28 protein-coding genes and 1 tRNA gene are annotated in these 25,122 nt (G+C 59.1%); 10 read left to right on the top strand and 19 right to left on the bottom strand.

All coding sequences use genetic code 11. The features are described from left to right. Positions 1-100: 100 nt before the first annotated feature. A tRNA-Gln gene (locus ACZ5PA_RS03005) sits at positions 101-201 on the bottom strand. Between the two features lie 46 nt (positions 202-247). Then, positions 248-1,045 (bottom strand): 3-methyl-2-oxobutanoate hydroxymethyltransferase, encoded by a 798-nt coding sequence (panB, locus tag ACZ5PA_RS03000; RefSeq protein WP_464930809.1) that lies wholly within the window; start codon positions 1,043-1,045, stop codon positions 248-250. A gap of 45 nt (positions 1,046-1,090) precedes the next feature. Between panB and ACZ5PA_RS02995 the strand changes: the two genes are divergently transcribed. Beyond that, the gene (locus tag ACZ5PA_RS02995) at positions 1,091-1,885 is read left to right on the top strand and encodes a 4-phosphopantoate--beta-alanine ligase (RefSeq protein ID WP_464930808.1); all 795 of its coding nucleotides are present in this window, start codon (positions 1,091-1,093) and stop codon (positions 1,883-1,885) included. On the opposite strand, the gene ACZ5PA_RS02990 is transcribed toward ACZ5PA_RS02995, so the two are convergent. The 3 genes from ACZ5PA_RS02990 to ACZ5PA_RS02980 form a co-directional block, all read right to left on the bottom strand. Then, positions 1,869-2,699: a GHMP family kinase ATP-binding protein gene (locus tag ACZ5PA_RS02990; protein WP_464930807.1), complete on the bottom strand. Its 831-nt coding sequence runs from the start codon at positions 2,697-2,699 to the stop codon at positions 1,869-1,871. The two genes, ACZ5PA_RS02995 and ACZ5PA_RS02990, sit on opposite strands and share 17 nt — an antisense overlap. 20 nt (positions 2,700-2,719) lie before the next feature. After that, positions 2,720-3,997, bottom strand: coding sequence for a Glu/Leu/Phe/Val family dehydrogenase (locus tag ACZ5PA_RS02985; RefSeq protein WP_464930806.1), 1,278 nt, complete (start codon positions 3,995-3,997; stop codon positions 2,720-2,722). 225 nt (positions 3,998-4,222) lie between these two features. Next, entirely contained in the window at positions 4,223-5,431 is a 1,209-nt protein-coding gene (locus tag ACZ5PA_RS02980) for an MFS transporter (RefSeq protein ID WP_464930805.1), read from the bottom strand. 159 nt (positions 5,432-5,590) lie between these two features. Between ACZ5PA_RS02980 and ACZ5PA_RS02975 the strand changes: the two genes are divergently transcribed. Next, entirely contained in the window at positions 5,591-6,859 is a 1,269-nt protein-coding gene (locus ACZ5PA_RS02975; RefSeq protein WP_464930804.1) for an MFS transporter, read from the top strand. 245 nt (positions 6,860-7,104) lie between these two features. Here ACZ5PA_RS02975 and ACZ5PA_RS02970 read toward each other — a convergent pair whose 3' ends face one another. From ACZ5PA_RS02970 to ACZ5PA_RS02930, 9 genes are read right to left on the bottom strand one after another with little or no spacing between them, the layout of a single operon-like run. Continuing rightward, positions 7,105-7,656, bottom strand: coding sequence for a nucleoside-diphosphate kinase (locus ACZ5PA_RS02970; RefSeq protein WP_464930803.1), 552 nt, complete (start codon positions 7,654-7,656; stop codon positions 7,105-7,107). Between the two features lie 23 nt (positions 7,657-7,679). Further along, the gene (locus tag ACZ5PA_RS02965; RefSeq protein WP_464930802.1) at positions 7,680-8,939 is read right to left on the bottom strand and encodes a proton-conducting transporter transmembrane domain-containing protein; all 1,260 of its coding nucleotides are present in this window, start codon (positions 8,937-8,939) and stop codon (positions 7,680-7,682) included. Beyond that, positions 8,936-10,807: an NADH-quinone oxidoreductase subunit 5 family protein gene (locus tag ACZ5PA_RS02960; RefSeq protein ID WP_464930801.1), complete on the bottom strand. Its 1,872-nt coding sequence runs from the start codon at positions 10,805-10,807 to the stop codon at positions 8,936-8,938. Before ACZ5PA_RS02960 ends, ACZ5PA_RS02965 begins: the two co-directional genes overlap by 4 nt. Next, entirely contained in the window at positions 10,804-12,234 is a 1,431-nt protein-coding gene (locus tag ACZ5PA_RS02955; RefSeq protein ID WP_464930800.1) for a complex I subunit 5 family protein, read from the bottom strand. The genes ACZ5PA_RS02960 and ACZ5PA_RS02955 overlap by 4 nt, the downstream gene beginning before the upstream one ends. Further along, on the bottom strand, positions 12,231-12,527 hold the full coding sequence (locus ACZ5PA_RS02950; protein WP_464930799.1) for an NADH-quinone oxidoreductase subunit K: 297 nt from the start codon (positions 12,525-12,527) through the stop codon (positions 12,231-12,233). Before ACZ5PA_RS02950 ends, ACZ5PA_RS02955 begins: the two co-directional genes overlap by 4 nt. Further along, positions 12,524-12,952 (bottom strand): NADH-quinone oxidoreductase subunit J, encoded by a 429-nt coding sequence (locus tag ACZ5PA_RS02945; protein WP_464930798.1) that lies wholly within the window; start codon positions 12,950-12,952, stop codon positions 12,524-12,526. The genes ACZ5PA_RS02950 and ACZ5PA_RS02945 overlap by 4 nt, the downstream gene beginning before the upstream one ends. Before the next feature lie 50 nt (positions 12,953-13,002). Next, positions 13,003-13,539, bottom strand: a complete 537-nt coding sequence (locus ACZ5PA_RS02940; protein WP_464930797.1) for a NuoI/complex I 23 kDa subunit family protein — start codon at positions 13,537-13,539, stop codon at positions 13,003-13,005. Between the two features lie 2 nt (positions 13,540-13,541). Continuing rightward, complete coding sequence (locus ACZ5PA_RS02935; RefSeq protein ID WP_464930796.1) at positions 13,542-14,555, bottom strand: NADH-quinone oxidoreductase subunit H; 1,014 nt, start codon at positions 14,553-14,555, stop codon at positions 13,542-13,544. Between the two features lie 18 nt (positions 14,556-14,573). After that, positions 14,574-15,827, bottom strand: coding sequence for an NADH-quinone oxidoreductase subunit D (locus ACZ5PA_RS02930; RefSeq protein WP_464930795.1), 1,254 nt, complete (start codon positions 15,825-15,827; stop codon positions 14,574-14,576). 114 nt (positions 15,828-15,941) lie between these two features. Here ACZ5PA_RS02930 and ACZ5PA_RS02925 point away from each other — a divergent pair, with 114 nt between their 5' ends. After that, the gene (locus tag ACZ5PA_RS02925) at positions 15,942-16,214 is read left to right on the top strand and encodes a hypothetical protein (RefSeq protein ID WP_464930794.1); all 273 of its coding nucleotides are present in this window, start codon (positions 15,942-15,944) and stop codon (positions 16,212-16,214) included. A 147-nt stretch (positions 16,215-16,361) separates the two neighbouring features. After that, positions 16,362-16,652 (top strand): hypothetical protein, encoded by a 291-nt coding sequence (locus ACZ5PA_RS02920; RefSeq protein WP_464930793.1) that lies wholly within the window; start codon positions 16,362-16,364, stop codon positions 16,650-16,652. 560 nt (positions 16,653-17,212) lie between these two features. Here ACZ5PA_RS02920 and ACZ5PA_RS02915 read toward each other — a convergent pair. After that, entirely contained in the window at positions 17,213-18,343 is a 1,131-nt protein-coding gene (locus ACZ5PA_RS02915; RefSeq protein WP_464930792.1) for an MFS transporter, read from the bottom strand. Positions 18,344-18,688: 345 nt separating this feature from the next. Between ACZ5PA_RS02915 and ccsA the strand changes: the two genes are divergently transcribed. Genes ccsA through ACZ5PA_RS02900 form a run of 3 tightly spaced genes read left to right on the top strand, consistent with a single transcriptional unit; the run spans position 18,689 to position 20,550 of the window. Next, positions 18,689-19,615: a cytochrome c biogenesis protein CcsA gene (gene ccsA / locus ACZ5PA_RS02910; RefSeq protein WP_464930791.1), complete on the top strand. Its 927-nt coding sequence runs from the start codon at positions 18,689-18,691 to the stop codon at positions 19,613-19,615. Next, complete coding sequence (locus ACZ5PA_RS02905) at positions 19,612-19,986, top strand: hypothetical protein (protein ID WP_464930790.1); 375 nt, start codon at positions 19,612-19,614, stop codon at positions 19,984-19,986. The genes ccsA and ACZ5PA_RS02905 overlap by 4 nt, the downstream gene beginning before the upstream one ends. Before the next feature lie 45 nt (positions 19,987-20,031). Further along, the gene (locus tag ACZ5PA_RS02900) at positions 20,032-20,550 is read left to right on the top strand and encodes a PaREP1 family protein (RefSeq protein ID WP_464930789.1); all 519 of its coding nucleotides are present in this window, start codon (positions 20,032-20,034) and stop codon (positions 20,548-20,550) included. 37 nt (positions 20,551-20,587) lie between these two features. Here the strand turns inward: ACZ5PA_RS02900 and ACZ5PA_RS02895 are convergent, their stop codons facing one another. Both ACZ5PA_RS02895 and ACZ5PA_RS02890 read right to left on the bottom strand, forming a co-directional pair. Beyond that, positions 20,588-20,824 carry a hypothetical protein gene (locus ACZ5PA_RS02895; protein WP_464930788.1) on the bottom strand — a complete coding sequence of 79 codons (237 nt, stop codon included), beginning with the start codon at positions 20,822-20,824 and terminating at the stop codon, positions 20,588-20,590. Between the two features lie 252 nt (positions 20,825-21,076). Next, a complete protein-coding gene (locus tag ACZ5PA_RS02890) occupies positions 21,077-21,295 on the bottom strand; it encodes a ribbon-helix-helix domain-containing protein (protein WP_464930787.1) in 219 nt (72 codons plus the stop codon). 80 nt (positions 21,296-21,375) lie between these two features. On the opposite strand from ACZ5PA_RS02890, the gene ACZ5PA_RS02885 reads away from it, so the two are divergent. From ACZ5PA_RS02885 to ACZ5PA_RS02875, 3 genes are read left to right on the top strand one after another with little or no spacing between them, the layout of a single operon-like run. Beyond that, a complete protein-coding gene (locus ACZ5PA_RS02885; RefSeq protein WP_464930786.1) occupies positions 21,376-22,623 on the top strand; it encodes an alkaline phosphatase family protein in 1,248 nt (415 codons plus the stop codon). After that, positions 22,620-23,177 carry an adenylyl-sulfate kinase gene (gene cysC, locus ACZ5PA_RS02880; RefSeq protein WP_464930785.1) on the top strand — a complete coding sequence of 186 codons (558 nt, stop codon included), beginning with the start codon at positions 22,620-22,622 and terminating at the stop codon, positions 23,175-23,177. Before ACZ5PA_RS02885 ends, cysC begins: the two co-directional genes overlap by 4 nt. Before the next feature lie 3 nt (positions 23,178-23,180). After that, a complete protein-coding gene (locus tag ACZ5PA_RS02875) occupies positions 23,181-24,086 on the top strand; it encodes an NAD-dependent epimerase/dehydratase family protein (protein ID WP_464930784.1) in 906 nt (301 codons plus the stop codon). A gap of 16 nt (positions 24,087-24,102) precedes the next feature. Here ACZ5PA_RS02875 and ACZ5PA_RS02870 read toward each other — a convergent pair whose 3' ends face one another. Together ACZ5PA_RS02870 and ACZ5PA_RS02865 are read right to left on the bottom strand one after the other, a co-directional pair. After that, positions 24,103-24,387: a DUF504 domain-containing protein gene (locus tag ACZ5PA_RS02870; RefSeq protein WP_464930783.1), complete on the bottom strand. Its 285-nt coding sequence runs from the start codon at positions 24,385-24,387 to the stop codon at positions 24,103-24,105. Positions 24,388-24,414: 27 nt separating this feature from the next. Next, on the bottom strand, positions 24,415-24,963 hold the full coding sequence (locus ACZ5PA_RS02865) for an ADP-ribose-binding protein (RefSeq protein WP_464930782.1): 549 nt from the start codon (positions 24,961-24,963) through the stop codon (positions 24,415-24,417). Between the last annotated feature and the right edge of the window lie 159 nt (positions 24,964-25,122).

Here is a 25,122-nt window from a genome sequence, read left to right as displayed (position 1 = left end):
TAGCCTAAGGCCCCACGCTCCTCCGCGGAGCGCTGTCGCAGCATCGCGTCTATCGAATCTTGTCCTCCTCGAAGGGGGCGAACGGCGTATGAGAGAAAGGTAGCCCGGCCGGGATTCGAACCCGGGCCACGGGGTCCAGAGCCCCGCATCCCTAGCCGGGCCGCCATCGCCGTGGCCCGTTGGCCGCTAGACGACCGGGCTCAGCAGAATCCAAATTGGCGTTTTATAAGGTTTTCCGCCGCTGCCGCTAGACCTTGTAGTGCTCTACGCCGGGGAACACGCCCCTCTTAGTCTCGTCGACGTATTTCGCTATCGCGTTTTTTATGACCTCGGCCACATCGGCGTACTTCTTGGCGAAGCTCGGCGGCCTCTCGGAGAGCCCTATGACGTCGTGGAGCACCAGTATCTGACCGTCGCAATGGGGGCCTGCGCCGATACATATAGTGGGTATCTTCACCGACTCCGTGATCTCCTTCGCCAAGCCCGCCGGCACGAACTCGATAACTAAAGCGAAGGCGCCGGCCTCCTCCAAGGCCTTGGCGTCTTCGACTATCTTCCTCCTCTGATCCTCCGTCTTGCCCACCATCTTGAACCCGCCCAATGTGAGCGCCCTCTGCGGGTTAAGGCCTATGTGGCCCATGACTGGGATGCCCGCCTTTGTGAGCCTCTCGACGATCTTGGCTATCTCCTGCCCGCCCTCGGGCTTAACGGCCTCGGCCCCGGCCCTTATGAGCTTCGCGGCGTTCCTCAAGGCGTCTCTAGGCCCGGTCTCGTACGTCATGAAGGGCATATCGGCCACCACCAACGCCCTCGGCTTAGCGCGCGCGACGGCGGCTACGTGTATCAACATATCGGCGAGGGTGACGCCCAAGGTGTTCTCGAGCCCCAACACCACCATGCCCAAGGAGTCCCCCACGAGTATCCCGTCGACTCCGGCCGCGTCGGCCAGCTTGGCCGTGGGGTAGTCGTAGGCGGTTATCATGGCTATTTTCTCCTTGCCCTTCATGGCCATTATCGAGCGAACGGTAATTTTCCTCCGTTCCATGAGGCCCACGGGGGAGCATATATTAATGCAGTCGCCATCTGGGCCATGGCTTGGGTGCCGCCGAACCACCCGCGGCGGGAGTCCTTGTTGATTAGGGAGGCCTTGGTCGAGGGGTTCGAGGAAGGCCTCGTTGCGGCGCAAGGGCTGATAGCCCACGGACGCGGCGAGTGTTTCGACTACCTCCTCGGCGAGACCACCATACCGCCCGCGCTCGAGGCCGAGCGCGCCGCGACGGCTGCGTTGTTGGCCGCAGAACGGCCCGTCATTTCGGTGAACGGCAATGCCGCTGCGTTGGCGGCAAAGGCCTTGGTGGAGCTCTCGAAAGCGGTCGGGGCGCCTCTGGAGGTCAACCTCTTCTATAGATCTAGGAAAAGGGAGGAGCTCATAGCGAAGGCCTTGAGAGAAAACGGCGCAGACGAAGTGCTCGGCGTCGGCGACGACGCGGCGTGCACTATACCGGAGCTCTTCAGCGAAAGGCGCAAGGTATCTTGCAGGGGCATCTACGTGGCCGACGTGGTCCTCGTGCCGTTGGAGGACGGCGATAGGACCGAGGCGTTGAGGAAAATGGGCAAGACCGTCATCGCGATAGACCTCAACCCGCTCTCCAGGACCTCCAGGGCCGCCAACATCAGCATAGTGGACAACATAACGAGGGCTTTGCCCAACATGGTCAAAATCGCCGCGGAGCTGAAGGGAAAGCCGCGCGAGGAGCTCGCCGAGATGGCGCGGAGGTTCGACAACAATGCCAACCTAAGAGCAGTCTTGAAGTATATCAAGGATAGACTCGACGAGCTCGCGAACAAGGGCCTCGCGCTCGAGCTCCCTAAGCCTTCTCGATAAGGACTCTAGCGCCTGCGTCAGAGACCTCGAAGATCCTCGGGACGAGGCCGAGCCCCTCGAGGCACTCGGCGAGCCGAGGCGCCTCGTCTTTGTGCGAGAGGAAGGCCAACACCTTCTTCTTAACGTAATAAGTATCCGCATATCTTGCACAAGGCCTTATAGTGTTTTCGATCTCGGCGTTTAGGAAGCCTATATCCCTCGAGAACTCGCGGCTGAGCCTCGCGAACTTCTCGTAGGTGGGGTCCCGCGTTAGCTCTTCGAAGTACCTCTCGCCGAGTAAGGCTAACTTGTCCTTGAGGTCCGCGAGCATCCTATACGTCGGGTATTTGCCCAGATCCGATGTCACGACGACGAGGTCGCGCGGATAGGGGATTTTGTCGACGACCCCCACTCCGGGAGCGCCCGGCCTCAGCCTGAGCTCCACCCCGCCGCCGTAGTATTCGGCTATGACGTCCCCCAGCCCCGTGCCCAACTCCACCTCGACAACGTGCGCGGCCTTGGCGGCCTCGATCAGAGGCAGCCCAGCTAAAGCCGCCGCGCCCAAGGCGGCGCCCAACGCCAAGGCGGCGCTTAGCCCGTAGCCAACGCCGAGCTCCACAGGCGCCGAGTAGGACGCCTCGGCCTCAACGCCGAGGCGCGCCAACACGGCCTCTATGTACTTCACCTCGGCCCGCCCTCTGCCGGGGCCCACGCGCATCAAGACCCCTGGCCTGATCACGACGCCGCAACCCACCGAGCCCGTGGCCAAGCTGTCGTCAGCGTACCTGGGCGCCCAGATACTCGTTATATGTAGAGGGACGTCTAAGAAAATCACACGGGGTTTTCCGAGGCGGTTTAAATCCACCCCCTCGCCTTCATCGCCTTGTATACCCTCTCCACGGCCATCACGTACGCCGCATCTCTCATGGTCCAGCCTTTTTCTTGAACCCAACGCCCGAAAACTCTCTTGAAGTTCCCGGCCATTAAGGCCTCCAGCCTCTTTCTGGTCTCCTCCTCGTCCCATATAACCCACTGGAGGTTCTCCACCCATTCGAGATAGGACATCACGACGCCGCCGGCGTTGGCGAGGACGTCGGGCACCACCACGATGCCTCTCTTGTAGAGCTCCCTCTCGGCCTCGGGCGTGGTGGGCCCGTTGGCGCCCTCCACTATCAGCTTGGCCTTCACGACGCCGACGTTCTCCTCGGTTATGGCGTTCTCCAAAGCCGCGGGGATGAAGATATCGACGTCGACGCCGAAGATGGAGTTGGGATCGGGCAATACCCTCAAGCCGTTGTGCTTAGCGATCTCTTCCAAGAGGTCGGGCCCCCTCATGGCCTTGTTCCTCTCGATCAACTCGGCCACGGCCAAGCCGTCTTTCTTGTACACGACGCCGTTTATGTCGGATATGGCGACTACGCGTATGCCCATCTTCTCGAGCCAATAGGCAGTCCACCTGCCGACGTTGCCGAACCCTTGGACGGCTGCGGTCTTGCCCTCGGCCGATCCCCAAAGCGCCTTGGCGGCGTGGACCGCCGTCACGGCCACCCCGAGCCCCGTGGAGTACTCCCTCACCGGGTTCCCCCAGAGCTCCGGCGGCTTGGCCGTGAAGACAGCCGGGGCGTTCCTGCCCAAGATTTTGGAGTACTCGTCAACCATCCACGCCATTATCTGCGAGTTGGTCCCGACGTCGGGAGCCGGTATGTCCAACTCCTCGCCTATAAGCGGCGCTATAGCCCTCGCGTAACCTCTCGACAACTCCTCGAGCTCTCTCTGGGAGAGCTTCTTGGGGTCTACCCTCACGGCGCCCTTGGCCCCTCCATAGGGGAGGCCGGCGAGGCTGTTCTTCAAGGTCATGATTATGGCCAAGGCCACGTCGTCGGCTAGAGAGACCTCGGGGTGAAAGCGTATTCCGCCCTTATAGGGGCCTAACGCGTCGTTGTGTTGTACGCGGTACCCCTCGAACACAGCCAGCTTACCGCCGTCTAGCTTGACGGGGATGTTCACGATGAGGATGCGTTTGGGTTTCGACAAAAGCTCGTATAGCTCCTCTGGGAAACCGCCGAGCTCGATGCTTCTCTGAAGGAGTTGAAGCGTGTTGGCCAGGAACGCGTTCATTTGAAACATCGCCATCGGCATCTCCATGAATGTTACTTATAAGCTTTATTTACATACGTTCTATTTATCTCAATATAGAATATATTCTGGGAAATATAGTTTCTAAATCATTAATATTGATCATATATTTTAATATATTAACTAAAATATATATCAAAATGAAATTCTTTATTATACTGGATAAGTAAATTAATAAAGTAATTTTATAATATTTTAATAGTAAATTTAAATTATTAAAAATTATTCTCTTTTTATTATTTTAGTTTCTATACCAAATAAATATATTATAATTCCAGAAATCAACCAAGCTGTAGCGAATGCGGGCAACGCAATCGCCGGTCCCAACAAAGGCGGTAGCAACGGGCCTATTATCATGCCCAATCTGGCCATCGAGCCGCTGCTGCCCATGCCCGTCGCCTTGAGGTCGGGCGGGTACGACTCGGGCGTATAGGCGTATATCAAGCCCCACGCGCCTAGGTTGAAGAAGTTCAACGCGACGCCCGCTGCTATGAGGGAGGCGGTGCCGGGCGCCAAGGCGAAAGCCACGGCCGATATGGCCGAGCCCGCGAAGAAGAGGAGTAGGCTGTTCTTCCTGCCCCACCTCTCGATCAGATAGGCCGCGGTTAAGTACCCCGGCAACTGCGCGAGGGACATGGCGAACGTATATTCGAAGGTCTTCACTACGCCGTAGCCTCTTGCTGCCACTATCGACGGCAACCACAGAAACGCGCCGTAATAGCCGAAGGCCAAGAGGAACCACGCCGCCCAGAGCACGAGGGTCTGCGACAAATACCTAGTCAAGAGCTCCCTCACGGAATGCCGCTCGGCCGATTCGAGGACTACTCCGTATATCTGCGCTATCGCGGCGGCCTTTTGGGGATCTCTGAGATGGAGCCAGACGGGCGATTCGGGTATAGTGGCCCTGACAACTAGGGCGTAGAGGGCCGTCAACGACAAGACGGCCAACGGCATCCTCCATCCATATCGGGTAAAGGCGAAATAGGCCAACGCGGCGGCCAAGATCGAGCCCACGGACCAGAAGCTCTCGAGCAACACCACGTTCCTCCCCCTGTATTTCGTGGGCGATAGCTCCGAGATGAGCGAAGCCACGACCGGCAGCTCGCCGCCGAGCCCCAGCCCCGTGAAGAAGCGGAGTAGGGCTAAATCCGAAGCGGAGCCGACGAGAGCCGTCAGCCCCGTGCCTAAGCTGTAAATAGCTAGGGTCGTCATGAAGACGGGCCTCCGGCCCCACACGTCCGCAATCCTCCCGAACAGCAATGCGCCTATCAACATGCCCAAGTTGTTCGCCAAGATCACTAGGCCGGACTGGGCTGCGGTGAGCCCGAGCTCCTCTCTGGCGGCTACTAAGATGTAGGAGAGGAGCAAGACGTCCATGGCGTCGAGCATCCAGCCGATCCCCGCGGCCGTCAACAGCTTGGCCGTCCTCATGTCGGCAGAAGAACGCCGTAAGTTGTACACATTTACGCGCAAAAATTGCCGAGGGTCTAGCGCTCCGCCTCGCCGGGCGCGGCCCCTCTACGCACGGAATACATAGCTATATCCTCGGCGCGAGCTATATAACTTAAAAAAGAGTCTTTTAAACTACATATGCGGTTCATTATCGCGGCCTCGACGGTGGGCACGTTAATAGAGTGGTACGACTTTTTCGCATACGCCTCGTTGTCGCCCTATATAGCCGCATTATTCTTCCCTAAAGGAGACCCCACGGCCGCCATAATAGGGACTTGGCTCCTTTTCGCCACGGGATTCGCCGTGAGGCCCCTCGGAGCCCTAATATTCGGCCATCTCGGCGATAGGATAGGGCGAAAATCCACTTTCTTGACGACCCTCCTACTGATGGGGCTCTCCACAGCCGCGATAGGGGCTCTGCCGACTTATCAACAAGTGGGGGTCGCGGCCACGGCCCTCCTCGCCTTTTTGAGGATACTCCAGGGCATATCGCTAGGGGGCGAATACGGCGGGGCGATCACGTACGTGATCGAGCACGCGCCCTCGGGCAGGCGCGCCCTCTACGCCGGCTTCGTCTCGGCGACTCCCCCACTCGGGCTGGGCTTGTCATCGTTCACCGTGGTGGCGTCGTCGAAGTTGATGTCCCCCGCCGACTTCAACTCGTGGGGGTGGAGAGCTCCGTTCTTATTGGCGTTGATCTTAACGGCGCTAGGGCTCTACTTGAGGCTCAAGCTGGCTGAGACGCCCATCTTCAGCCGCCTCAAGGAGGCGGGGGCCATCGCCAGAGTGCCAATAGCCGAGGTCTTCGCGAGGTATTGGAAGTGGGTTCTCGTCGGGACGGTCGTGGCCGCCGGGCACGCAGTCCTCGCCTATACGTCCACGGCGTATATCTTCACGTTCCTCACTACAGTCCCTAAGTGGACCCCGGTGGATGCCAACGCGATAGTGGGCGCGGCCGCGATCGCCCAGCTGCCCTTGTACATCTTCGCGGCTTGGCTCGGCGATAGGATCGGGCGCAAGATCGTCTACATAATCGGCCTAGTCGTGGGCTTAACGACGTATTATCCGATATACCTAATGTTGGCGTCGGCGAAGGACATGGCCCTTGCGGCGTTGGGCGTCTTCGTCCTCATAGGAGCCACGGCGTTTACCTTCAGCATATTGGGCACGGCGCTCGCCGAGCTCTTCCCGACGAGGGTGAGGTACAGCGGGATGTCCATAGCTTTCAATTTGGGGATAGGCTTCTTCGGGGGCTTCACGCCCAGCATAGTCCAAGCCATAGGCGCTGCGTTGAGGAACCCGCTAGCCGGCGTCGTGCTCTACACCTACGTAATCGCCGCGTTGGCCCTCGCGGCGGCCCTCTCGGCTCTGCCCGAGACGAAGAACGCGGAGCTCACTCCTTCTTGAAAGGCCTGCCAAGAGATCTAGGCGGCCTCGCCCGCCCTATAGCTCCGGCCACCACCAACAAGGTGGCCGTCTAGCACGGGGAAATTGTTTTTAACAACGCCATCAAGAGGCACGTCGTGATGTGGTGTGCCGCCACCGATAGATGACGTCATTCCTGTCGGGGCTGATCTCGGCGACGGCGAGGCCTTTGGACACGAGTCCAGAGAAGGGGGTGGGCGCGGCCTGGGGCAAAACGCGCGAGACGCCTACCAGCTGTAAATTTCGGACTCCTTGAACCAATAGGAGATCTCTCGCCTGGCCTCCTCGGGGCTGTCGCTTGCGTGAACTAAGTTGCGGATAGACCTCCTCTCCTTATTGGCCAAATCGGGGCTGTCCACCGAGAAGTCGCCTCTTATAGTCCCCGGCTCGGCCTTATAGGGCAGGGTATTGCCCACGAGCTTTCTGACCACGCTCACCGCGTGGTTGCCCTCGACTACTAGCAGGAGTATCGGCGTCTCCGTCATGTAGTCGACCAGCCACTTCTTGACCATTTTGCCTATCTCCACGGGGTTGTCGGTGCCCAGCTCCGCCCTCGGGTCTATCCCCATCTCCTTATAGCTGTTCAAGGTCTTGTTGCCGACGCTCCTCAGCCAGTTCTCGTCGCTGGGGTAGAAGCCCTCTATTTGCTCCCGGGAGGCTCGGACCATCTTGGCCGCGACGATCCTCAAGCCCGCCCTCTCTAGACGCGATATAATCTCCCCGATCAGCCCCCTCCTCACGGCGTCCGGCTTGATTATCACGAGCGTCCTCTCGATCATGGACCGAGGGAAAAAAGACGGTTTTAAGGAATCAACGCGGAGACGAGGAGAGGCGCCGCGAGGCCCAGGACTACCGATAACGTAGACGTCAAGATCGACGTGGCGTTGTCGGCGCTCGGGCCCGGGGCCTCGAGCACTTGCCTAAAGGCGCGGAGGTAATAGGGCGCGGCCAACACGCTGTTCAGTACTACTATTATCGCCACGCCGATTTGGCCGAGCGATATAGCTAGTAATATCAAGAACAGCTTAGGCCAGAACCCGAGCAGAGGGGGAACGCCTAACAGCGACAACACGTTCAAGGTGTTGGAGAGGACGCGCCTCTCCGGCACAGTATCGGCGTGTTTGACCGTTAAGGCTCCGAAAATCCCCGCCTTCGCTAGGCCCGACGTCAAGCCCTCGAACAACACGACTAGGGACGCCACGGCGAAGGCGGACATGTTGCCCAACAACGGCAACGAGACGAACCGATTGCCGAAGTAGAACACCAGAGCGACGGCCGACAACGCGTAGGACATATGGGCGATCGACGAGTAGGCCATAATACGGCCGAAGGTCCGGGCCGTCAAGCCCGCTATGTTCGCGAAGGTCATCGACGCGAGCGCCACAACGAGGAACGCGAAGGCCGCTTGGCCCGCCATGGGCATCACGTTCAAGAGGGTCAACAACACGAGCAAGGGTGTCAACTCGCCGAAGAGGGCGAGCGTAGCGACGCCCTTAGGCGTGCCCAAGGCGAACGCGTCGATCATCCACAAGTGGGCCGGCACGATGCCCAGCTCGAACATGAAGCCGAGCCCTATTAGGACCCACCCGAGGACCGACGAAATGTAGAGGGCCGTCATGAAGCCCACCAAGATGAGCGTCTTGCCGACGGCCGAGAACACGAGGTATTTGAGGGCCCCCTCCAGGTTCTCCCTCGCCCTGCCGGAGGCCAAGAGCCCGTAGACGCTCGCGGTCGCCACGGCCAAGGCCGCGATGCCGGTTATGGCGTAGTTCAAGGCGTTTTCAGGAGCCGCTATCGACTGGTAATAAGAGTAGGCGGCCAGCGCGACTGCGGCGGCCGAGATGCCCAACGGGAGGCCCATGCCGCCGTACGGCCAATCGAGCGCCAACGCTATGGCCAATACGCCCAACAACGTGAAGAAGAACGCGGCGTTGGGCGCGAGGAAGGCCATGGCGAATAGCGCAACGCCTATGGCTATCGCCAAGTAGCGCCCGTCCAGCCTTAAGGCCAAGGGGGCCAACGCGGCGAAGACCAACGCGGAGATGAAGAGGGGGTCGATCATGCCAACACCAACAAGACTATTATTAACATCCCCGCCATGGCGTATAGGAGGTACCAGCTCAAGCTGCCCGTCTGTAGCCTCCTGAACGCTCCCGACAATTTGCCGAAGATCCACGGAAGGGCTACGTGGTACACGTTGTCGAAAACGCCGCGGTCCACGGCCCAGTACACGGCGTGGGCCAAGTTGTGGTAGATCCAGGCGATAGGCCCGTCGTAGAGCCAGGGGAGGTAGAACCTCCTATAGCCTATCCTCCACAAGGGCTCTAACGCCTTCGACCTAACGCCTGGCTTGAAGACGTATAGGGCGAGGGCTATGGCGAAGCCCGCCAAGAAGGCGAGGAAGCCGGGCGAGGCTATAAGCTCCACGACCTTATCGGAGTATATGTACGCGAGGTATCCGCCCACGCCCAACGCCGCCAACGCCAAGGCCGTATAGGGCGCCCACATTATGGGATGGGCCTCGTGGACGTGCTCCTTGGGCTCAGGGCCGTGGACTAGCGATAGGCCGATTAAGCGAAGGCCGTACAGAGGGGCCAAGAACGCGATGAGCCCGGCGGCAAAGACCCCGAGAGGCCCTAGGGCGACTATGTTGTCGACGGCCATCTCCTTTGTGAAGAAGCCGGCGAAAGGCGGCGTGCCCACCAGCGACAACATCGCCAACCACAAGGCGAAGGAGGTAATCCTCATGTAGTGCCCGAGCCTCCCCACAGCGCCTAGGTACTTCGTCTTGCCCTCGTGTATCACAGCGCCGTAGCCCATGAAGAGCGGCGCTTTGGATATGGCGTGGCCGACTATCTGCATGAAGGCGATCCAGAGCAACGGGAGCAACGCCTCGCCCTCTAGGCCGAGCAGGCCGGCGCCGCCGGCGGCCGCCGCTATTATGCCCAAGTTCGCGGCCGTCGAGCCGGCCAGGACTAGCTTGAACTCGTCGACCGTCAACGCAATTATGGAGGACAATATAGCCGTCAAGGCTCCGAGGGCCAACACGACGGCGAAGTACGTCTGGGCGCCTTGGACTAAGGCGAATATCGGAGCGGTTATTATGAGCAAGTAGACGCCCGCGTTGACCATGGTCGCCGCGTGTATGAGCGCCGAGACGCTGGTCGGGCCGGTCATGGCCGTGAGCAGCCACTCGGTGAACGGGAACTGGGCTGATTTAGTCAAGGGCCCCATCAAGAAGAGGAAGAGCGGCAAGAGGCCGAGCGCCGAGACGGCCGAGCCCAGCTTGAGCAAGCCGGACAGCTGGACGGTCCCCAACGCCGCGAAGATATACGCCAAGGATATTAAGAAGGCCGAGTCGCCGGTCCTTATGGTGAGGATGGCGCGTAGGCCGGCCTTGGAGGGCGGCCAGAAGTAGTCCACGAAGAGGACCCTATCGCCCGGATGGCCGACCCACTTGACGTCGGGCTCGTCGTCTTTATACCAATGCCCTATGAGGGCCCAAGAGGCCAATCCAATACCCTCCCAGCCTATTAGCAAGAACCAGAGGTTGTCGGCATACGTGACTATGAGCATAGACGTGGCGAAGAAGCCCATGAAGAACCAATACCAGCCGGGGCGGTAGTCGCCTTCCATGTACTTCACGCTGTAGAGGACTATGAGGAAGACCAGCCAAGACACCAACATGCCCATAACTCCGCTGAATTGGTCTATGTGGAGGGAGATGTAAAGGCCCAGCTGGGGTATCCAAGGCACGGCGTAAGTGCTCGCGTAGAGCTCGGCCGGCGTATAGGCTAAGATCGAGAAGACTGCGGACAAGAAGGCGCCCGCCACGACTAGCCAAGCCTTGGCCTTCTCCTTGGGCGCGAACAAGCTGAGGATCGAGGCGACTAGCGGCGAGAATATCGTCAAGAAGACGTACTCAATCATAGCCCGTGCGCGTAGGCGCTTATGTTAGCCCAAAGGCTCGACGACATCGGAGGGAGCAACAGAAGCACCGAGAGCAAGGCCGTGGCGACTATGGCGGCCAGGGCCGCGTCGTAGGGCCCTCGGCCCTCTATCTTGGGAGGCCCGAAGAAGACGTTCTTAATGGTCGTAAAGGCGTAGATGCCCGTGACCACGAGCATCGCGGCGAATGCTATGTACATTCCTATATACTCTATGCCTAGGTAGGCCTTGACCAGCGCTATGGCCAAAGTTATCTCGGATATCATGCCTATGGTGAGTATGCCGGCCAAGTTCAAGAACCCCACTATGGCCGCGCCGGCTAGGGCCGAGTTGTAGCCGTAGAGGCCGCCCATGCGGTCTATATCGCGCGTGTTCAAATGCATTATGAAGTACCCCGCGGTCATGAAGAGGACGGCTTTGCCCAAGCCGTGGCTGACGTATATCAACGCGGCGGCGGTTAGGCCGTAGATGCTCTTAAACGATAGGGCCAACACCATATAGCCCATCTGGCTGACCGTCGAGTAGGCGAAAAGCCTCTTGATATCCTTCTGGACGTAGGCCATCATGCCGCCGTATATGGCCGTGGCTATGCCGTACCAAGTCAAGGCGGGAAGCCAGCTCTGCGGCATTAGCGGTAGCGCCGCCACGGCTATGACGTAGCCGCCGAACCCGACCAACACGGGCGACAAAAGCGCCGAGAGGGGAGTCGGCGCCTCTGCGTGGACGTAGGGGAGCCACATGTGGACCCCCAACGTCGCCATTTTGATGAAGGAGCCCAATAGGATTAAGAGCGAGGCCAGATAGAGGGCCGGCGTGGCCGCGCTCGAGGGGATGGGCACCGAGGTTATCCCGTTGAGGTACAACAATATGAAGCCGGCCAACATCAAGAGCGCGGCCACGTGGGACCAGACCAAGTACATGACGGTGATCCTGACCCTATCGCCGTAGCCGTAGTAGAGGACTTGGAAGAGAGACGCTATGAGGGCTACTTCTATGAAGATATATATGCCGAAGAGGTTGCGCTCCATGAAGGCGCCCGCCAAGCCGCCCAGGAAGAAGCCGTAGGTCAAGTAGAAGATCGTGTTCCTAATGCCGAGCTCCTCGGCCCTATGCTCCATGTAAGGTGCGGAGAATATGGCCACCATTATCCCCACGAACGCCACTGTGAACACGAACGCCGCGTTGAACGGCTCGAGGTAGAGCTCGAACACGGACCAGAGGCCAGGCCCTATGGAGCCGTAGTACGCGGAGCCGTTGAAGAGCGAGAGGGAGGAGACGACTAGCAATGGCAACAACGCCACTGCGCTTATGTAGGCCGCTGTCTGCGTAGAGCGCTTGGCGGCGGCATAGGCGGCTATCGCCAAGACCATCGGCAAGAGGTCCGACGCGTAGAGCGCTAGGCCCGTCATGGCCTCTCCTCGCCGGCCTTGAACTGTTCGAGGTCCGTGGTCTTGGCAACGGCGTATGCCCTATATATGATGGCGCCTATTATGCCCACCTCGCCGGCGGCCATCGAGAGGAGGAGGACGAGAGCCCACAAGCCCGCCGACGGGGCCGCTACGATCACCGGCGCGAGCAACGTAATAGCGCCGACCACCACGACCTCGACCGCGATGAGTAGCCTCACCATGTTCCTGCTGGCCGCCAGCCCGTAGAGCCCGACGGCGATTAGCGCCAGCCCGACCGCCATTGCGACGATCATACCCTCTTGGCCGTTTCGACTGCTATTATTAACGACGAGACCAAGAACGCGGCTATCAGCGGGAGTAGATCGAAGTTCGGTTGCGGCGTTTGGGCTGTTCGAGGAGGCGGGGACTGGGGCACAAGGATCCAGAGCAACAACGCGGCCACGACGGCCAAGACGGCCACCGCCGCCTTGTAGCGTTTCGGGTACTCGAAAAAGCCCCCGTACATCGACGCGGTTATTATTACCATGAGCACGACAGAACCTACATAGATCACGAACACCAAGAACGAGGCGATCGCGAGTCCGAGGACGGCGTAGTACGCGGCCACGGCGGCCGACGAGAACGCCAAATTGAGGGCGGCCACGGCGTTGTCTCTCACCAAAACGGCGAGGATGCCGAAGACTAGGGCAACGGCGAGGATCGAATATTCGAGGAGCATAGTGTTGCGGAATTAAGTCCTTTAAAGTAATTCTTGGGCTAGTGCAAAAATCAGCTCTCCACTACGGGTACCGAGGGCGCTGGCGGGAGCGGCCTCGGCTCCTCCAATTTGCCGACCTTCACCTTGACCACTCTGCCGTTTTTGTACTCGTGGACCACCTTCACGACCTCGGGCACCAGCTTGGGGACTTGCGGCGGCTTGCGCATCATGTCGGGGGTGTACATCATGTCCTCGTGTCTGTAGAAGGCGAAGTCCCTTATCTCGGTGGGGTACAAGGCGTAGGTGGGGCAAGCGTCGATGCAGTAGTGGCACATAATACAACGGCCGTAGTCTATGCCGGGATAACGCCTCCCGTTCTTCTCCAAGTACATCTTTATGGCGTTGGTGGGGCATATCCTCGCGCATATCATGCAGCTAGTGCAACGCTCGGTCCAAAGCCCTATCCACCCCCTAATGCGGCCCATATAATCGGGCGTCTCGTAGGGGTAGTATATCGTCAACCTCTCGGGCTTTATGGCGTACTTGAGGCCCAGCCCTATGACGTCGAGGACGGCCTTGACGGCCTCGCCGAGTTTCTGGCCCGCCATGGTCACAACACGAAGTACTCGGCCGCGGCTATGGCCATGGCGATCACGCCGAGGGTTAACACCCAACGCCAGCTGAAGGAGAGCGCGTGGTCCAGCCTGGCCACCGGCATGACGGCGCGTAGGAACACGAAGAACAACATCAACGCGAAGGTCTTGAACATGAGAAATAGGGCGGCCGCGAGGTTGCCCCATATATCGGCCGGCCAAGGCCCCGGCGTTATGGGGGCCCACCCTCCGAGGAAGACCAAAGCGCCTAGGAGCGAATAGGAGAACAGGGCTATGTAGATCCCTCCGGCGTACGTCAACGCCAGAAATATCGAGGAGAAGTCGCTGTAGGGCCCCGTGGCCACGTCGCCCTCGTAGTCGGCTATCTCGAACGGGAATCTGCTAGTAGCCATAGCGACGCCGATTATGTACACTATGAAGGCCGCGGGGTTGTATATAGCCCCCACTATGTATGTTTGTTTAGAGACTATCTCTATGGGATCTATAGTTTTATACACTATGAACATAGCGGAGAAGGCGATGGCCAACGGTATCTCGTAGGCGGCTATCATCAAGGCCTCTCTGGCCGCGCCTATGTAGGCGAAGCGGTTGTTCACAGCCCACCCGATCCCTACTACGATTATGAACGCGTAGAACAAGATCGCGAGCGCTATTAATATGCCGTAATGGAGGGCTGGCCTCGACAAGAGGGCTATGTAGGGCGATAGGGGTACTAAAAACGACGGCGTTAAGGCCAGCGCCACGAAGAGCGGCGGAAGCGCCACGAACAATAGGCGATAGGAGTCCACGGTGATTATCACCTCCTGCATCACGAACCTGACGGCGTCGGCGATAAGCTGGAGGTAGCCGCCCAGCCTCGGCGAGATGTGGAAGGGGCCGACGCGCATCTGGACCCTGGCTGCGATCTTCCTCTCAGCCCAGACAATTGTCAAGAGTATAATCGTGGAGATTATGCCGTCTATGAGGAAATCCCAAAGCCGCGGGGAGAGGAGCCAAGCGGGGAGGTCCATGGCTCTACTAGGTCGTATTTATCTATCTGCCTCCGGCGGGAAGAAGCCGAAGCTTCCGTATATAGCAGGCAAATCCATCAGCCTAGCGCCTATCGTGGCCTTCATGAACGCCCGTAAGTTCTGCCATGAGGGAGTAGAAATTCTTACTCTGAACAACCTCTCAGTCCCGGAGCCGAAGACTTGGAAGAAATAGCGCCCCCGGCCCCCCTCCGTCAAGCCCGTGCCCTCGGCTAAGTTCGTCGTGGTGACGTAATAGCCGCTCATCCTCACGAATTCGTTGATGAGCTCCCTATCCTTCGGGGGTATTTTATGGGCGGCGTTGTGGCCTATCAAGGGCCCGTCCATGGGCATTACCTTGAGGAGCTGTCTGATTATCTTAATGCTCTCCATCACCTCTTCGAACCTCACAAGGGTTCTGGCCAAGGAATCGCCGCCGTCTTGGACCTTCACCTCCCACTCCACTTGTTTATAAACGCCGTACGGCATATCGCGCCTCGTGTCCCAGTCGATGCCCGACCCCCTGGCGCCCGGCCCCGTGGCTAAATACGCGGCGGCCTCCTCCTTGCTGAGATATCCCACGTCCTTCAGCCTGTAGTACCCCACTGGGTTCTTTATGACGAGCCTATAAAATTCGTCCATCTTCCTCTCGAGGAAGTCGAGGAATCCGGCCAGCCTCTCGTAGAACGCCTTCGGCGGCGCCCTCCTGACTCCTCCCGGCAGGACCCAAGTGGGGGTGGTCCTGGCCCCCGTGGCGATGGCCCAGAGGTTCACCAAGAGGTCCCTGAGGCCGAAGCCGTACATGAAGCCCGTCGAGGAGCCTATCATTATGGCGTGTAGCGCGAGGTCGTACAAATGTACAGATATCCTGCTCATCTCGCCGAATAGCGTACGGAGGTATTCGGCCCTCTCGCTCACGTCGTATCCCATCATCCTCTCGACGGCCATGGAGTAAGCCCACGTCACGTTTATGGCGTCCGGCAACGAGAGCCTCTCGAAGAGGGGCACGTTCATTATGAAATGCCTAGTCTCGCCCAACTTCTCCATGGTCCTGTGCACGAAGCCGGGGTCCGGCCTTATGTCGACGATTATATCGCCGTCCAGCTCGACGAAAAACCTAATATGGCCGGATGTAGGGTGCTGAGGGCCGAAGAGGAGTTCCAGAGTCCTCTTGCCGCCGGGCCCCGCCTCGACCTCCTTGAGGACGAGGCCGTATTGCTCCATCTTGAGGCCCATATACCACCCGTTCCCTATTAAAATATCGATTTTGGCCATTGCTAGACCCCCTCCTCGCCCTAAAGGGCGAGGCTTTCAGTTGTACCCCATGCCGGCAGACGTCTCGTACTCAGTCCGATACAAGCTTAAAAAGAGATAGCGGATATAATATTCGTGGAGGACGTAAACGCCGATAATTTATCCGGGTTGTTGAAGCTCATCTTGGACTTCGGCGGTAGGGCCCAGATAGGGGAGTTGGCCAAGAGCTTGCACTTGACGCTGGACGAGCTCTATAACGTGTTGAGCACGGCGGAGGGCCTGGGGGCCGTCAAGCTGGAGAGGGGCTTTGTGACGTTGACGCGAAGAGGCCTAGAATTGCTCCGCATGAGCTTCGGGGATCTACACCACATGGTCAAGCTGAAGGCCGAGGAGCTCCTTCAGCCTTAGCGAGGCGTCTTTTTCAAAAGAACGCATAAATCATTATATGTAAAAACGATTTTGGATTTTTATTCTCTGGATATTATTCTAAATATTAGTAAAAAGTCGGTTTTCTAGGGAAAGAAATATATTTATTTTGGCAATTTGCTGGGAGTAGTGATCCCGAAGGAGCTCTCCGAGTTCGCAAAGACCTTGGCCAGGCAAGTGGCGGAGAGGGCCAAGGCCGAGGGCGCCGATATAGAGGACGTGTTGTACTACGCGTTCTTGTGCACAATAGGCGTGCTCAACGACGAGATGGAGAGGGTTCAAGTCGTCAGAGGCCGTCGGGGCGTCTCCAAGAGGTTGCCGTCGCCGGAGCCCATCGCCGAGGAGATACTGATATGCGTCAAGGAGTCGCTGGAAACGGGAAGGCCTAAGGTCGAGAAGTACGACTACTACGCCCTTTAGCCCAAGGCCTCGGGCCGATCGCGCTAACCCTCGATATTTATGAAAAGGATTTGAGAGTAAAAATAGATAATTATTTATTATATAAATTTAAAAATAAGTTATTATTAGTGGATTTTATTTAAATCTAATAATAATAGTAGACTCAACAATAATAAAAAATATAAGTGAAATATGAAAATTTCGAGGCCACAAGCAGACTGAGGCGAATTAATTGAGCCTGTTCTCTAGTCGGCGCGGTTAAACCGGCGATAGCCCCTGGCGGACGCAAGCTCGATCGAGGCGACGACTTGTCGAGGCAGCGTCGGCGCGAGGACGCTACGCAGGGCGAGGTCGAGGCGGACTGCGCTGTCAATCCTCGTGCTGTGTTAGCTGGTCCCAGCTAGCACGCGCCGTAGTTGAAAAGGTATCAGCTGCCCTATATCAATTCCTTCGCCGATTTTCTTTTAACCTGCATTCACATGAGGCGTTAATATGCTGGTAGTTGAAATATTGTCGCGAACTCGGCGAATGTTAACGGCGACCTCTAAGCGGCTTCCGCGCTCCTGGTAGGCGCGCCCGCCTCACCTCAAGTCCAACAGGATTTGGTATATCAACGCGGACGCCAATATGACGAAGCCCGAGAAGAACCATAGATAACGATAGCCAAGCGCCAATAGGAGATACGCCGCAACGCCCGGGGCCACGGCGCCGGAGAGCTGCCAGAACAAGTTCGCGAGGCCTGCGATGCTCCCCGCCCTCTCTTTACCTATTAGCGAAACGGCCGTGGAGTTGGCCGGCGTTATCACGAACCTGACGAAGCCCATGGCCGCGGCCACAGCGATTATCCACACGCCCTTGAGCGCTCCGAGGAGCATAGCCAATACGCCGTATATCGCCTCGAAGACCACCAAGGTGTTCTTGACGTTCAGCTTGCCGATTATGTAGCCGGCCGCCGCGGTGGACGGTATCCCCAGCAAGGCGAGCAGCGAGTACGCGAGGCCAGCCAAGTAGTCGCCGAATCCCAAGGCCAAGAAGTAGTCGTACGCGTACAACGTTATTATCCAATAAGACAAGAAGAATAGGAAGCCGGAAAGGCTAACGACTATGGCGTTGCGGCTCTTGAAGGCCGAGAAGTCCACGGACGTCCTGCCGGCTCTCGGCGGACTGGCGCCGTCGACGATTAGGCACAACGAGGATACCGCTATCGCCGCGGCCCCGATTATGTAGTACGCCCACCGCCAGCCCAAGCTCGTGCTGATGAAGGGCAACACCGCGCCGGCCAGTACTATGGACAACGGCCACGCGAGGCTGTAGTAGCCCATCGCGACGGGCAACTCCCTGCCCTCGAAGTTCGCGGCTATCAGCTTGACGGTGCCGGGGTATATCCAACCGGCGGAGAAGCCCATGAGGAAGCTGGCCGCGTACTCGACCGACATGTTGTTGCCCAGCCCCGAGATTATGGACGAAGCCGCGAGGCCCATCAACGCGGCCGCGACCACGCGTCTGGGATCGGCCCTATCCGATATCAGCCCCGACGGCAGCTGGACGATGACGTAGCCGACGAAGAACAACGAGAAGACCACGCTGTTCTCCACGACGGTGGGCCTCAACGACGAATAGGCCGATACGATGCTCCAGGCGAGCCTCGAGAAGTAGCTCAAGAAGAACGACGCCGAGGCGATCCCCACGACGAACCACTTCTTGAAGCCCACTGCAGGCGAAACACGCGGACTTATAGATGTGGACCGCCGGAGCTGGCCGTTTGGATGAAACGGGATAGGGGATTATTGGCGTTTCCGAATAGCCGGTCCTCAGCGGGCCCAGACCCGAAGACCTCCAGAGTCGCCGCGTCTGACGAGCTCTCGTCTTCGCCGAGTTGCGCCTCCTTGCCCGCTGTCCATATGCCGCAATTTCCCCCCTCTTTGCGAAGATTTCCTTGTTCACCACTTGGCCGAGACCTATGCGGCTCGACGCGCGAGGCTAAAATCGACTAGACGTAAGGGAAACGTCGAGGGCTATATGATACAACATATATATATAGAGGAATCCTTGCGCGTATGCGGTGGTGGTCTCTTCTCGTGCTTACTGACGTGATCTCTGCTCTTTATCTCGTGAACTGGGGCCCCTTCCCCCTCGTGGTGAAGGAGCTGGGATCCCCCACAGCCTATCTCAACGTGTACGTCCACGTGCCGGCGGCCGTCACGATGTATGCGATGGCCGTGTTGGCCTTGGCGGTGGCCTTGTGGGGGGCGTTGAGAGGTCCCTCGGAAAGGTCGGTGCGGTTGATGGACTTCTCTGCATACTCGGTGGCGATCCTGGCGTGGTACGCCTTCATCAGCGGCACCATCTGGGCGGCTGAGAGCTGGGGCACCCCCTTCGCCTTAGATCCCAGGCAGATGTCCGTCCTAGTCCTCGCTTTAATCTTCTCCCTATACCCGGCCATTAGGAGAGGCGTGGAGGACCCCGACAGGAGCATAAAGCTCGGCCAATCCTATATCATAGCCGGCTTCGTGTTGGCGGTGGCCTCTCTCCTAGCCCCCGTGTTGGTCCAATCGCTCCACCCGGCGCCGGGCACCACGTTGCCGGGTCCTCTGGGACATTACATGGGGGTTAGGATTGTGTTAGTCCTCGCTATTTTCGTCCTACTCATTTGGAAAAAGCCCGACAAGCTCTCCGCGTACATCTACTTGGCGGGAGCCGCGGCCGCCTTGGCGTTGATGTATCCTTGGTTCCTCTACCACCCAGTGCGGGTTATGAACGTGACGTCCTCCTCCATAATCCTAGAGGACGGGAGGGTGTTGGAGGTGCCCCCTGAACAAGTGTTAACTCCTGTGTTTTTCAACGGAACGCCCACGCTTCCCAAGAACTTCGTGGCCCTGGCGGGGGGCCGCGTGGAGTTGGTTAGACACTACAGCGCTTACGTGAACGCCGCGTTGTACTTCGCCGCAATGGCCTTTATATTCTGGACGAGGAGGAGGCTATGAACAAGTGGATAATAACGGCGGCGTTGGCGGCCGTCTTCTTGGCCGCTGGCGTCGCGTCGCTCTACTTGGGCTCCCCGAAGGACGTGTCTGATCTCAAGAACTTCCGCGGAGGTTTTGTGAAGGTGTCGGGGCAGTTGGTGGAGTACGGCAGAGAGGGCGATTACATATACCTAATACTGAGGGGCAGAGACGGCTTCACGATAAAGGCAGTGGTGCCCTACAAGGAGGTCTTGGAGCTCGCCGGCCCCTCCTTCCAGTTCAGCGACGAGGTGGTGGTGGAGGGCGTGTACGACCCCGCCACTAGGACGTTGAACGTGACCGCTATTTTGAAGGGCTGCCACTCCGCATACTACGCACCGGTCAAGAGCTGACGAAGCGGCCTAAAAAGGCGTCGGAGCGGCCTCTCTTCGGATTTTATGACAGGCGCCAAAACCATATTAACAGAGGGCTATCTACACGTGGCCGAGTTGGCCAAGCCGTGGGTCGATTTGGAGAAATACAAGCGGGATAGGCTGAAGGAGGCGTTGTACGAGGCCGAGCTGGCCGAGGAGTTCCTGAAAAACGGCCTCCTCCGCAACGCGGCGGGGAAGGCCTTCCAAGCAGTAAAGGCGTATCTGGCAGCAACGGCGGCGGAGAAGAGGGAGAAGCTCGCCGATAAATTCCCGGGCGAGAGGAGGGCAGGGCCGCGGCGGAAGGTCGCCAAGGTGGACTTGATAATCGCCCTCATGCCCACCACGCGCATGAAGGAGGTGGCCGCGTATTTGGAGGACGCGGAGCTGGAGCTAGTGGTGGAAAAGGCGCTGGACCTCCACCAGTTCCAATACAACGGGGTAGACGCCGAGGGCGTGTACTCCCGCTATCCCAGGACAGAGCTAGTGGAGAAGGACATACGCGATATAGTGCAATACATCAAACGCAAGGCCCCACGCCCCTAGCAGATCCGTCGTCGACTCCTCAACGCCTCCACCGCTCTCAAGCCCTCGCGTTCCTCGGCCCATTACGCCCTCGACGAGGCCGCCGCTTCGACGAGATCGCCCATATCCACGGCGACTTCTTCCCCATCTCGGCGGACGAGGTAGCGTCCGGATCAGGTCGGCGGTATTGATAGTCGTGCAGGTCTAACACCTTGTCCATCTCGTCGACTATGAGCTTGGCGGCGTTAGTCGCGGGAACGCCGAAGACCGAGGCCGCGCCCGTCTGGAAGGCCACAAAGGCGAGCTTGAACTTCTGAGGCCTCCTAGACGACGTAGTGGTGGCGGCGTCAGCGTTTGTCCCCCGGTCACCACCTGGGTCGGCCTCCTCAACAGCTCAGACAAGCCCCACCCCAGCCCGATGCCCACCAACAGCAATGCCCCCATCCCCAAGAAGGCCCTCCTGGAGACCATGGATTTGCGAAAACGATCGTGTTAAATATTTTTATGCTAAATTATAGTTAAATAAAATTATATTGTAAAATTTTAATTATAAATAGCCCAAGGCCTCGAGCTTCTTCCTCAACTGCTCCAGCTCTTCTTGTGTCAGCTCCGGCCCCGACCTCGTCTGTTTCTTCAACGCGACGACCTCTCTGAGCACGTACACCGCGAATTCCGACACAGAGGAGAAGCCTGTCCCCTTTATGAGCTCCTCTATTTGTCGGTAGAGCGAGACGGGGATCGAGATAGTGGTGTACTTCCTGGGCACGTACTCGCGTACTCGCTGCTTTATAACCACACTCGGCGTAATTTAGGATAATGTTTAATAATTTAGAGTAATTAAGCCCCATGCTATTCGTCCTCGCGCTGGACGGCGTGCCCTACGAGGCCTTCGAGCGCATGAGGGACGAGCTGCCCAATTTGGCCGAGATCGCGGACAGAGGCGCTAAGGGCGTCATGCGGGCTGTGGACCCGCCGATCACGGTGCCGGCTTGGGCCTCGATGTTCACGGGCAAGGACCCCGGGGAGCTCGGCATATACGGCTTCCGCCACTTGGACAGAAGGACGGGGCGCGGCTACATCGTCACGTCCCGCGATTTGAGGGAACAATACATATGGGAGAGGAGGGGCCTCCGCTCCGTGGTCATAGGGCTGCCGCCCGGCTATCCCCCGAGGCCTTACGGGGTCTGGATCTCCGACTTCATGACGCCTGAGGGAAGGCCTTGGACCCATCCCCCCGAGCTGGCCGAGGCGATCGGGCGTTATATTTTCGACGTGGAGTACCGCACGGATAAGAAAGAAGAAGCATTCGGCTCCCTTGTGGAGATGACTAAGAGGCGCTTCGAGGTTGCCGAGAAGCTCATGGAGATGTTCGGCTGGGACGTCTTCGTGTTGCACGAGATAGGGACCGACCGCGTCCACCACCTCTTCCAGAAGTACTGGGACCCCGAACACCCCCTCTACGAGCCCGGCAACCCGCACGAGGACAAGATACCGCGCTACTACAAGCTAGTCGACGAGCTGGCCGGCCGGTTGATAAAGCGCTTGCCCCGCGACGCTGAGGTGCTCGTCGTGTCGGATCACGGAAACCAAGCGCAGAGGGGCGTGTTGGCGATAAACGAGGTGTTGGCCCAATGGGGCTTCGTCGAGTTCAAGGCCGAGCCCCGCCGCGGAGTGGACGTAGATGAGGTCGTGGACAAGAGGCGGTCGAAGGCATTTGCTTGGGGCGGGTACTACGCGAGGGTGTTCGTCACGGCCGAGGGCGAGGAGGCCCACGACGTGAAGAGGGAGTTGAAGAGGAGGCTTCGGGTCCTCAAGGCGCCGTGGGGCTATATCCAAAACGCCGTGTACGAGCCGTCGGAGCTCTACAGAGAGGTGAAGGGGGACTACCCTGACCTCATGGTCTACTTCGACTCGGTCAGAGTGAGGCCGGTCCAGACCGTCGGCTACGAATCGCCGTGGCTCGAGGGCAACGACAAAGGGCCCGACGACTCGCTCCACAGCTTCAACGGCTTCTACGCGGCGACGTGGGGCGACAAGCGCAAGAAGGACGTCCACGCGCTGGACGTGGCAAGACTCGTGGAACAAGCGCTATGAAGTGCCTGGAGAGGGGCTTCGTGGTCTGGCTCACGGGCCTGCCCGCCTCAGGCAAGTCCACCATAGCGCTCCTCGCCGCGGCGCTCTTGAGGGAGGCGGGGATTAGGACCGAGGTGTTGGACGGGGATTGGGTTCGCTCCACGATAAACACTGACGCGGGCTTCACGAGGGAGGAGAGGAGGCGACATCTGCTACGCGTCGCGTGGATCGCCCGCCTTCTGGCGAGGAACGGAGTGGCGGTGTTGGCGGCCTTCGTCTCGCCCTATAGGGACGTCAGGGCCGAGGTGCGGCGGATCGTCGAGGAGGAAGCCCCCTTCTTGGAGGTATACGTCAAGGTCTCCCTAGAGGAGGCCATCAAGAGGGACCCCAAGGGCTTGTACAAGAAGGCGTTGGCCGGGGAGATAAAGAACTTCACAGGGGTGGACGACCCGTACGAGGAGCCCGAGAGCCCCGACTTGGTCATATACAACGAGGGCGTCCCGCCCGAGGCGGGCGCCAAGGCGTTGGTCCAGCTCTTGGCGCAGAGGGGTTTAATAAAAGGCAGAATCGAATAGCTAGTGAGGATACTCGTCTACGGCGGCCTCGGATTCATAGGCGCCAACGTCGTCGACGAGCTATCGGGCGAGGAGTTGTACGTGGCCCATAGGCCCGGATCGCCGCGGAGGAGGCCGAGGATAGCCGAGTTCGTCTCCAGCCGTGCCGAGCTTCTCGAGTACAGAGACCCGGCGGCGCCTCTGGAGGCCGTCAAGCCGGACGTGGTGATAAACCTAGTGGGCGAGTACTTCGGCAACCCCGACGTCATCAAGGACGCCAACGCCGAGTTCCCCAAGAGGTTGTGCGAGGCCGCTAAGAGGGCGGGCTGGAGGGGGAAGGCGATACACATATCGGCGGCCACCGTCAGAGGCCCCGTGGGCGATCCCATCGTCGAGGAGGAGGTCCACCTACGAGGGATCGCGCCAGTCTCGGACTTCGACAAGTGGAAGGCCGAGGGCGAGAGGGCGGTGGCCCAGTGCTTCGAGGATTGGGTAATTGTGAGGCCCGTGTTGGCGTACGGCCGTTTCAACGACCACCCGGAATGGGTCGCGCTCACTGGCTTAGTCGAAAGAGGGATAGCCCCGATGATAAACGCCGCCGTCTCGGCCATATCTGCCAGAGAGCTCGCGAAGGCCATAAGGCTCTCCTTGGGCCTCTACAAGGAGTTCTTCTTCGCGACGGAGTGCCAGCCCAGGCGGATCTCCGACTTCGTCCTCGCGATCGAGAAGGCGTTGGGGAAGAGGGCTCTACACGTCCCCGTGCCCGCCGCGATGATGAGGATCGCCGCGCCTAAGGAATTGAAAAGACATCTCCCGTTCGTGAGCCGGAGGTTCAGCTGCGAGAAGATGCGGAGGTTGTTGGGCCTCGCGCCGAACCCCGACTTCCAGAAGGAAGTGGCGGAGATGGTCGAGTTCATAAAAGGCCGCTAGGGGCCGCGGAGGCGCGTCAAGGACGACGCCTTCGGCCCTCGGGAGGTCCCCTCGGCGGGACGTCGTCGGCGAGCGGTCCGCGCTTGAGCAACACGTTTCCCTCGTCGTCCTTCACCTCGACGACTCTGTGATAGGGGATATACGCGCCTCTCTTTGTGGTGAACCCGTCGCGCCCTATCTCCTCCACTTCGTCCGTGGACACGACCTCGGCATCGCCCGGGGAGCCCCTGTTGATATAAGTTATGAGGCCCCGTCGGCCCGTCCACTTGAGCTTGTTCAAAAGGCTTCTGATAGGGTTCACGTCCTCTTCGTAGTCCTTATTATAAATCTACCGCGCCCCGAAGACTCTCTTGAAGGCCTCTACGTAGATCCTATAGGGCTCCTCGCCGTATAGGCATACTATTATCCTCTTCACGCTCCTCAGCTTGGGCACCGCGCGCTTGACGGCCTCGGCGGTCTGCTCGGCGGCCGGCCCGTAGGGGCAACCGAACACGCCGGTGCTGATAGCCGGCAACGCCACGCTGGAGAGGCCCAGCTCGTCCGCCTTCAATATGGCGTTCTCCACCGCCTCGCCGATCTTCTCCACGGGCTCCGAGCCGCAACGGGGCCCGACCGCGTGTATGACGTACTTGGCCTTGAGCCTTCCCGCCGACGTCACCGCGACCCCGCCGACGGGCACCGGGCCGTGTCTCCTAACCCACTCCCTGCTCTCCTCCTGGATTACGTAACCGCCCTTTCTGACTATGGCCCCCGCGACCCCGCCGCCGTGTTCGAGATACGAGTTGGCCGCGTTAACTATGGCGTCGGCCTCGACCTCCGTGATATCCCCTGTGATCAACTCGACGTATATGCCGGGGGCCGCCTCGAATCTCTCCATATCGTCGAGTACGCCTAGGCTTATATAGATGGCGGCCTCGTCCGCGAGGCCCGGGACCCCACCGCCGTAGGTGCCACGAGCGCGGGGTGGCGCCTTGAGGAGGACCCGTCTGCCCTCGCCGCGTCCATGCGCCGACAGTGTTTTAAACCGGCGCGTTGC

It is taken from the genome of Thermoproteus thermophilus (assembly GCF_055392855.1).
The sequence above is the reverse complement of the archived record's forward strand: the minus strand, read 5'-3'. Positions and strand labels throughout refer to the sequence as shown.

Excerpts from the sequence above, each read along its gene's own strand:
- ACZ5PA_RS02950 (WP_464930799.1), bottom strand. The coding sequence starts at position 12,527 with ATGATCGTCGCAATGGCGGTCGGGCTGGCGCTAATCGCCGTCGGGCTC.
- ACZ5PA_RS02960 (WP_464930801.1), bottom strand. The coding sequence starts at position 10,807 with ATGATTGAGTACGTCTTCTTGACGATATTCTCGCCGCTAGTCGCCTCG.
- ACZ5PA_RS02970 (WP_464930803.1), bottom strand. The coding sequence starts at position 7,656 with ATGATCGAGAGGACGCTCGTGATAATCAAGCCGGACGCCGTGAGGAGG.
- ACZ5PA_RS02905 (WP_464930790.1), top strand. The coding sequence starts at position 19,612 with ATGAACAAGTGGATAATAACGGCGGCGTTGGCGGCCGTCTTCTTGGCC.
- ACZ5PA_RS02865 (WP_464930782.1), bottom strand. The coding sequence starts at position 24,963 with ATGGAGAGATTCGAGGCGGCCCCCGGCATATACGTCGAGTTGATCACA.
- ACZ5PA_RS02885 (WP_464930786.1), top strand. The coding sequence starts at position 21,376 with ATGCTATTCGTCCTCGCGCTGGACGGCGTGCCCTACGAGGCCTTCGAG.
- ACZ5PA_RS02955 (WP_464930800.1), bottom strand. The coding sequence starts at position 12,234 with ATGACGGGCCTAGCGCTCTACGCGTCGGACCTCTTGCCGATGGTCTTG.
- ACZ5PA_RS02980 (WP_464930805.1), bottom strand. The coding sequence starts at position 5,431 with ATGAGGACGGCCAAGCTGTTGACGGCCGCGGGGATCGGCTGGATGCTC.
- ACZ5PA_RS02975 (WP_464930804.1), top strand. The coding sequence starts at position 5,591 with ATGCGGTTCATTATCGCGGCCTCGACGGTGGGCACGTTAATAGAGTGG.
- ACZ5PA_RS02995 (WP_464930808.1), top strand. The coding sequence starts at position 1,091 with ATGGCTTGGGTGCCGCCGAACCACCCGCGGCGGGAGTCCTTGTTGATT.
- ACZ5PA_RS02935 (WP_464930796.1), bottom strand. The coding sequence starts at position 14,555 with ATGGACCTCCCCGCTTGGCTCCTCTCCCCGCGGCTTTGGGATTTCCTC.
- panB (WP_464930809.1), bottom strand. The coding sequence starts at position 1,045 with ATGGAACGGAGGAAAATTACCGTTCGCTCGATAATGGCCATGAAGGGC.
- ACZ5PA_RS02965 (WP_464930802.1), bottom strand. The coding sequence starts at position 8,939 with ATGATCGACCCCCTCTTCATCTCCGCGTTGGTCTTCGCCGCGTTGGCC.
- ccsA (WP_464930791.1), top strand. The coding sequence starts at position 18,689 with ATGCGGTGGTGGTCTCTTCTCGTGCTTACTGACGTGATCTCTGCTCTT.
- ACZ5PA_RS02930 (WP_464930795.1), bottom strand. The coding sequence starts at position 15,827 with ATGGCCAAAATCGATATTTTAATAGGGAACGGGTGGTATATGGGCCTC.
- ACZ5PA_RS02945 (WP_464930798.1), bottom strand. The coding sequence starts at position 12,952 with ATGCTCCTCGAATATTCGATCCTCGCCGTTGCCCTAGTCTTCGGCATC.
- ACZ5PA_RS02985 (WP_464930806.1), bottom strand. The coding sequence starts at position 3,997 with ATGGCGATGTTTCAAATGAACGCGTTCCTGGCCAACACGCTTCAACTC.
- cysC (WP_464930785.1), top strand. The coding sequence starts at position 22,620 with ATGAAGTGCCTGGAGAGGGGCTTCGTGGTCTGGCTCACGGGCCTGCCC.
- ACZ5PA_RS02900 (WP_464930789.1), top strand. The coding sequence starts at position 20,032 with ATGACAGGCGCCAAAACCATATTAACAGAGGGCTATCTACACGTGGCC.
- ACZ5PA_RS02940 (WP_464930797.1), bottom strand. The coding sequence starts at position 13,539 with ATGGCGGGCCAGAAACTCGGCGAGGCCGTCAAGGCCGTCCTCGACGTC.